We start from the raw sequence: 6,493 nt of genomic DNA on the forward strand, positions 1-6,493 counted from the left end.
GCCACCGTGTTCGCCACATGAGCCGGCAGCGCCACCAACACTACGCGGTCGCTCGCGGTGGCCTGGGCTTTTCGTCCGGCCGACACGAGAACCACGATCGCGTCGGTGGCCACCACCTTGCCGACGGGCTGCCCGGTCGCCGGCGAATCGGCGCCCGGCGCGGCGAGCACGTCCACGACGTCGCCCACCCGGATCACGTCGAGCAGGGCCCCGTCGGTCAGGCGCAGCGGCACGATGCGGGCGCCCGGACCGGCCTTCGACCCGATTGCGGCCTCGGCCAGCCGGCTACCGAGCACACGGACATCGGTGAGCACTTCACCACGCCTGGCCGGGCCTGCCAGTGTTGCACCGACCACGGTATCCAGGTTGGTCGCTGAGCCGTCGGGAATCGTGGCATGCGAACGTGTTTCGAGCCGGACATCGTCGGTGGCCAGCGCGGTACCGGGGGTGAGGTCACGCGCGGCGACCACGACGGCGGCGCGATCCCCGTCCGGGTCGGGCCGCAGCATCGCGATCCCGGCGAGCACCACGAGCCCGCCGGCGGCCACTCGCCGGGCCCGCACGGTGCGGGTCCAGTCGGGGTGCGACGACGCCGCGAGGCGCCGCCACACCGAGGGGTTCAGTGAATGTCCCGTCACGCCGCAACAGTAGATGCCCCCCGGCGCCGGGGGTGCCAGTCGCGGGCGGCGTTGTGGACAACCGCTCAGCTCTCAGCCGGACGACGCCGGCGCCGGGGACGGGGTGGAACTGGAACTGGAACTGGTGCTGGTGCTGGTGCTGGTCGATTTCTCTGAGGACCCGGATTTTTCGCTTGATCCCGAGCTTTCCGACGAGCCGGTGCCCGACGACCCGGTGGAACCGTTTGCTGTGCTCGACCCGTCGGTCTTCGACTTGCCGGACTCGCGGCTGTCGGTTCGGTAGAAGCCGCTGCCCTTGAACACGATCCCCACCGAGTTGAACCGCTTGCGCAGCCGACCGGAGCACTTCTCGCACGTGCTCAGCGCGTCGTCGGTGAATGCCTGCGCAATGTCGAAGCGGTCGCCGCACTCAGTGCACTCGTAGCTGTAGGTCGGCACGCGAACCTCCGTGTCAGGGGGCCTAAGGGTCAGATGGAGCCAGTTGGCACTCTAGCTTTTCAAGTGCCAGAACCGCCACGTGGCGTGCTTCATTCCCGAGTACCGGACGCCAGGCCGATGACCCCGCGTCGCGGCGTAAGCGCGTCCGTCATCGCGACGTCGTGCGGTTCGGCGGGTAGTTCGTCGAGCAGTTCGGCGTCGCGCACCACGGCGATCAGGCGCGCGTCAGGATCGCGTCCTGCCAGCGAACGGTCGTAGAACCCGGCGCCCCGGCCCAGCCGCACACCCCGGCGGTCGACTGCCAGCGCCGGGACGATCACCAGGGCAGCCTCGGCCAGGGCCGAGTCGGGCAGCCATGGTTCGGCGGGCTCGAGCAATCCCCAGGGGCCGGCGGTCAGCGCGCCGGGCCGGTACTCGCCCCAGCGCAACGGCATCGGGGTGCCGTCGGCGTGGGTGCGTGCCACCGGGAGCAGCACCCGACCGCAGCGGCGCGCGAGCATGTCCAGCATCGCGACGGACCCCGGCTCGGTGCCCACCGGTACGTAGGCACAGGCCGTACCGGCGCACGCCAGGGTTTCCAGCGCATCGCACAGCATGCGGGCCTCGGCGGCACGGACGTCGCCGCCAACGCGCCGCCGCGCGGCCAGCAGCCGCCTGCGCAGCGCCGCCTTGTCCGCACCGGCCATGGGTCAACCCTGACAGACCGGTGGTCCCGCCGCGGCGTCCACTCCGGCCGGTGGCCCGTGCGGGTTATGGTTGTGAACGATGTCACGAGCTGAAATCCCGGTGCCTTACACGGCGATCGTCCCAGCGGCCGGGCTGGGTACGCGTTTCCTGCCGGCGACCAAGACGGTGCCCAAGGAGTTGCTGCCGGTGGTCGACACGCCGGGCATCGAGTTGGTCGCCGAAGAGGCGGCCGCGGCAGGTGCCGGGCGTCTGGTGATCATCACCTCCGAGGGCAAAGACGGCGTCGTCGCGCATTTCGTGCAGGACCTGGTGCTCGAGGGCACGCTCGAGGCGCGCGGGAAGAAAGCGATGCTCGACAAGGTTCGTCGTGCCCCGCAGCTGATCAAGGTCGAGTCCGTCGTGCAGGCCGAGCCGCTCGGCCTGGGGCATGCCATCAGCTGTGTGGAGCCCACGCTGTCCGCCGACGAAGACGCGGTGATGGTCCTGCTGCCCGACGACCTGGTGTTGCCGACCGGTGTCCTGGAGATGATGGCGAAGGTGCGCGCCGACTATGGCGGCACCGTACTGTGCGCGATCGAGGTGGCCCCCGACGAGATCGGCGCCTACGGCGTGTTCGACGTGGATCCTGCCGACGGCTCGGACAATCCCGACGTGCTGAAGGTCAAGGGCATGGTCGAAAAGCCCATGGCCCAGGACGCCCCGTCGATGTATGCCGCGGCGGGCCGCTACGTGCTCGACCGTGCGATCTTCGGCGCACTGCGCCGCATCGACCGTGGGGCCGGCGGCGAGTTGCAGCTGACCGACGCGGTCGCGTTGCTGATTGCTGAGGGTCATCCGGTCCATGTCGTGGTGCATCGCGGATCTCGACACGACTTGGGAAATCCCGGCGGCTACCTCAAAGCTGCGGTTGACTTTGCTTTGGATCGTGACGACTACGGCCCGGATTTGCGGCGATGGTTGGTGGCGAGGTTGGGCCTGAACGAGCACCAGTCCTGAAGGAGAATCACGCGGTCCCGGTAGGCAACGGGGCTCGGCGTCGCCGGAGGTCGCGCCCGTCGGGGCCGGAGGGCAGAAAGGCGCGCTTGTGCGTTCTGTGGAGGAGCAGCAGGCCCGGATAACAGCCGCCGCGGTGGCTCCGCGGCCGATACGCGTGGCCATCGCCGAGGCGCAGGGATTGACCTGCGCCGAGGAGGTGGTGACCGAGCGGCCCCTGCCTGGTTTCGATCAGGCCGCGATCGACGGCTATGCGGTGCGCAGCGTGGACGTGCTCGGTGTCGGTGAGATCGGCGGTGAGGCCCACGACGGGATCCCCGACGACCCCACCGAGGGCGGGGCCGGGCGCGACGGGTTGGTCCTGCCGGTGATGGGAACCATCGAGGCCGGTGCGCGCACGCCCCGCCGGCTGCAGCCCCGCCAGGCCGTCCGGGTGCGCACCGGCGCGCCGTTGCCGACGCTGGCCGACGCGGTGCTGCCGTTGCAGTGGACCGATGGCGGTACGTCGAAGGTGCGGATCCTGCGCGGCGCGCCGTCGGGTGCCTACGTGCGCCGCGCCGGAGACGACGTCCAGCCCGGTGACGTCGCCGTGCGTGCCGGGACGATCATCGGCGCCGCCCAGGTGGGGCTCCTGGCGGCGGTCGGCCGCGAACGGGTGCTGGTGCATCCGCGGCCGCGGCTGTCGGTGATGGCCGTGGGCGGCGAGCTGGTCGACATCTCGCGCACCCCGGGGAACGGGCAGGTCTACGACGTGAACTCCTATGCGCTGGCGGCCGCGGGCCGCGACGCCGGCGCGGAGGTCAACCGTGTGGGCATCGTCAGCGGCGATCCCCGGGAGCTGCGCGACGTCGTCGAGGGCCAGATCAACCGTTCCGAAGCCGTCGTGATCGCCGGTGCGGTCGGTGGCGCGGCCGCCGAGGTGGTGCGTTCGGTGCTGTCCGAACTCGGCGAAATGGAGGTGGTCCGGGTCGCGATGCACCCCGGATCGGTCCAGGGTTTCGGGCAGCTGGGCCGCGAGGGGGTCCCGGCCTTTCTACTTCCCGCCAACCCGGTCAGCGCCCTGGTGGTCTTCGAGGTGATGGTCCGGCCGCTGCTCCGGCTTGCGCTGGGAAAGCGGGCGCCGATGCGCCGGATCGTCCGCGCCCGCACCCTGTCGCCGATCACCTCGGTGGCCGGGCGTAAGGGCTACCTGCGCGGTCAGCTGATGCGCGACCAGGACACCGGGGAGTACCTGGTGCAGGCACTCGGCGGGGCTCCCGGTGCTTCGTCGCACCTGCTGGCCACGCTCGCCGAAGCGAACTGCCTGGTTGTTGTCCCCACCGGTGCCGAGCAGATCCGCACCGGCGAGCTCGTCGACGTCGCCTTTCTGGCGCAGCGCGGCTGAGGGTTGCGATGCGCGCGAACCTGTTGCGCTACAACCCCCGTCACCCCGGCTGGCCCGTCGACGTCGGCCCGTTGCGGGTCCGCGCCGGCGTCGTCCGGTTGCGTCCGGTGCGCATGCGCGACGGCACGCAGTGGAGCCGGACGCGGCTGGCCGATCGTGCCCACCTGGAACCGTGGGAGCCCAGCGCGGAAGGCGACTGGGTGATCCGGCACTCCGTTGCCGCCTGGCCGGCGTTGTGTTCCGGTCTGCGCTCGGAGGCCCGCAAGGGCCGCATGCTGCCCTACGTCATCGAACTGAATGGGCGGTTCTGCGGTCAGCTGACCATCGGCAACGTCGTGCACGGGGCCCTGCGGTCGGCATGGATCGGGTATTGGGTGTCCCGGTCGGTGACCGGCGGGGGAGTGGCCACGGCGGCGCTGGCGCTGGGACTCGATCACTGCTTCGGTCCGGTGATGTTGCATCGCGTGGAGGCCACGGTACGTCCCGAGAACGCCGCCAGCCGTGCCGTGCTGGCGAAGGCGGGGTTCCGGGAAGAGGGTCTGCTGCTGCGCTACCTCGAGGTCGACAAGGCGTGGCGGGACCACCTGTTGATGGCGATCACCGTCGAAGAGGTATACGGTTCCGTGGCCTCTGCCCTGGTCCGCGCCGGCCGCGCAAGCTGGGAGTGACCGGAGGCCGTCCCGAACCGTCCGGGGCCCCGACCGCCACGACGTCTCGCGGCCCGTCGGCGACCGGTTCGCCGTCCTTCTCTGTGGCTGGCGCGACACGAGTGACGTTTGGTGCTTGTGAGAGCCAAATTACAGGTGTGTAATTGTCCTGGTCATTTGACCCGGCCGCGCTGGCCATCGACCGGCCCCGCGGAAATGGGAACGAAGAGAGCAGGTCATCATGCCAAGCATCCCGCAGTCGTTATTGTGGATCTCGCTCGTGGTGCTGTGGCTGTTCGTCCTGGTTCCGATGCTGATCAGCAAACGCGACGCGGTGCGCCGCACCAGCGATGTGGCCCTGGCGACGCGAGTGCTCAACGGGGACGCCGGAGCCCGGCTGCTCAAGCGTGGCGGTCCCGCCGCGGGCCACCGCAGCGATCCCGACTGGAAGCCGGAGGAGGAACCGGCCGAGGACGAGTTCATCTCCGTTGACCAGGATCGACGTCAAAACCCGGACATCGGCACCGACGCCGACACCGTCGAGCTGCAGGGTTCGCGGCGCGAGGTCGTGAAGGTCGCCACCGCGGGGTCCGCAGAACCCGACGAGCCCGACTATCTCGACGTCGATGTCATCGAGGACTCAGATGCCCTGCCCGCGGGAGCAAGCGCTGGGGCGGCGGAACCGGCATCGGTGGCCGTGGACGGGGGCGGTGCGTCCGACGGGACTGATGCCGGCACGGATGAGCCCGACGGGGACGACCGCTACGACGGGGACGACCGCTACGAGTATGTCGAGGACTCCTCCGGCCTCGAGCCCGAGGCCGACGCTCACGACGACGCGGGCGAGGCCCCGCGCGCGCCGGTCGCGCCGGGCTCGCGGCGGCGCCGATTCGACTCGAGGACCGCCGCGGCGGTCAGCGCCCGCAAATACGAGTTCCGTAAGCGGGTCCTGATGGTGATGGCGGTCGTCCTGGTCGGTTCGGCCACCGCGGCGTTCGAGTTGTCCCCGAGCCTCTGGTGGATCTGTGGCGGCGCCACCGCCGTGACGCTGCTCTACCTGGCGTATCTGCGACGGCAGACCCGCATCGAGGAAAAGGTGCGGCGGCGCCGGATGCGGCGGATGGCGCGTGCGCGGCTCGGCGTGGAGAACGCTCACGACCGCCAGTACGACGTGGTGCCGTCCCGGCTGCGGCGTCCGGGCGCGGTCGTGCTCGAGATCGATGACGAGGACCCGATCTTCGAACATCTGGACTACTCGGTGCCGGCGCGGAATTACGGCTGGTCCAGGGAACTACCGCGCGCCGTGGGGCAGTAGAACTCGCGGTTCGGCGGTTGCTGCCGCGGCTGGTAGCCTGCTAGCGGTCAGGGGCTATGGCGCAGTTGGTAGCGCGACTCGTTCGCATCGAGTAGGTCAGGGGTTCGAATCCCCTTAGCTCCACAGAGGGAAATTCCAGCTAATGCTGGTTTTTCTTGTTTGCGATAGCCGGATCGCTCGTACCCGTGTGCCGCACAGATGCCGCAGGAGGTTTCTGGGCGGCTTTGATCGCGATGTCCAGGCTGCCGGCGACGGCGTCGTTCCACGTCGGGGTCCGGCCATTGGCCGCGCAACGCCCCGCCGGTGCCCGCCAACTCATAAACCTCACTGGTATCGGTGGCCTCAGCGATGTCACGCCTGGCCTGCTGGATGCGGCTGGTGATCGGGTCGC

Annotated in this window: 7 protein-coding genes and 1 tRNA gene; 5 read left to right on the plus strand and 3 right to left on the minus strand. The window is 70.0% G+C overall.

What is annotated here, in order from left to right:
* The 3 genes from ACOJVU_RS03865 to ACOJVU_RS03875 all read right to left on the minus strand — a co-directional run.
* On the minus strand, positions 1–638 hold a 638-nt coding region (locus ACOJVU_RS03865; RefSeq protein WP_421528576.1), incomplete at its 3' end, for an SAF domain-containing protein.
* Positions 639–710: 72 nt separating this feature from the next.
* Complete coding sequence (locus ACOJVU_RS03870) at positions 711–1,076, minus strand: FmdB family zinc ribbon protein (protein WP_421528577.1); 366 nt, start codon at positions 1,074–1,076, stop codon at positions 711–713.
* Positions 1,077–1,165: 89 nt separating this feature from the next.
* Positions 1,166–1,762, minus strand: coding sequence for a 5-formyltetrahydrofolate cyclo-ligase (locus ACOJVU_RS03875; protein ID WP_421528578.1), 597 nt, complete (start codon positions 1,760–1,762; stop codon positions 1,166–1,168).
* 79 nt (positions 1,763–1,841) lie between these two features.
* Between ACOJVU_RS03875 and ACOJVU_RS03880 the strand changes: the two genes are divergently transcribed.
* The 5 genes from ACOJVU_RS03880 (at position 1,842) to ACOJVU_RS03900 (ending at position 6,225) form a co-directional block, all read left to right on the plus strand.
* Positions 1,842–2,759: a UTP--glucose-1-phosphate uridylyltransferase gene (locus ACOJVU_RS03880; RefSeq protein ID WP_421528579.1), complete on the plus strand. Its 918-nt coding sequence runs from the start codon at positions 1,842–1,844 to the stop codon at positions 2,757–2,759.
* A gap of 88 nt (positions 2,760–2,847) precedes the next feature.
* Positions 2,848–4,140, plus strand: coding sequence for a gephyrin-like molybdotransferase Glp (gene glp, locus ACOJVU_RS03885; protein WP_421528580.1), 1,293 nt, complete (start codon positions 2,848–2,850; stop codon positions 4,138–4,140).
* Between the two features lie 8 nt (positions 4,141–4,148).
* Entirely contained in the window at positions 4,149–4,808 is a 660-nt protein-coding gene (locus ACOJVU_RS03890) for a GNAT family N-acetyltransferase (protein ID WP_421528581.1), read from the plus strand.
* Between the two features lie 220 nt (positions 4,809–5,028).
* A complete protein-coding gene (gene glpR, locus ACOJVU_RS03895) occupies positions 5,029–6,102 on the plus strand; it encodes a gephyrin-like molybdotransferase receptor GlpR (RefSeq protein ID WP_421528582.1) in 1,074 nt (357 codons plus the stop codon).
* A 50-nt stretch (positions 6,103–6,152) separates the two neighbouring features.
* Positions 6,153–6,225: transfer RNA gene (locus tag ACOJVU_RS03900), tRNA-Ala, on the plus strand.
* Positions 6,226–6,493: the final 268 nt, after the last annotated feature.

Origin of the sequence: Mycobacterium sp. THU-M104, from assembly GCF_049197365.1 — a bacterium.
Taxonomy (GTDB): domain Bacteria; phylum Actinomycetota; class Actinomycetes; order Mycobacteriales; family Mycobacteriaceae; genus Mycobacterium.

Bases quoted from the DNA above. Each gene is read 5' to 3' on its own strand.
- ACOJVU_RS03875 (WP_421528578.1), bottom strand. From the start codon at position 1,762: ATGGCCGGTGCGGACAAGGCGGCGCTGCGCAGGCGGCTGCTGGCCGCG.
- ACOJVU_RS03880 (WP_421528579.1), top strand. From the start codon at position 1,842: ATGTCACGAGCTGAAATCCCGGTGCCTTACACGGCGATCGTCCCAGCG.
- ACOJVU_RS03890 (WP_421528581.1), top strand. From the start codon at position 4,149: ATGCGCGCGAACCTGTTGCGCTACAACCCCCGTCACCCCGGCTGGCCC.
- glpR (WP_421528582.1), top strand. From the start codon at position 5,029: ATGCCAAGCATCCCGCAGTCGTTATTGTGGATCTCGCTCGTGGTGCTG.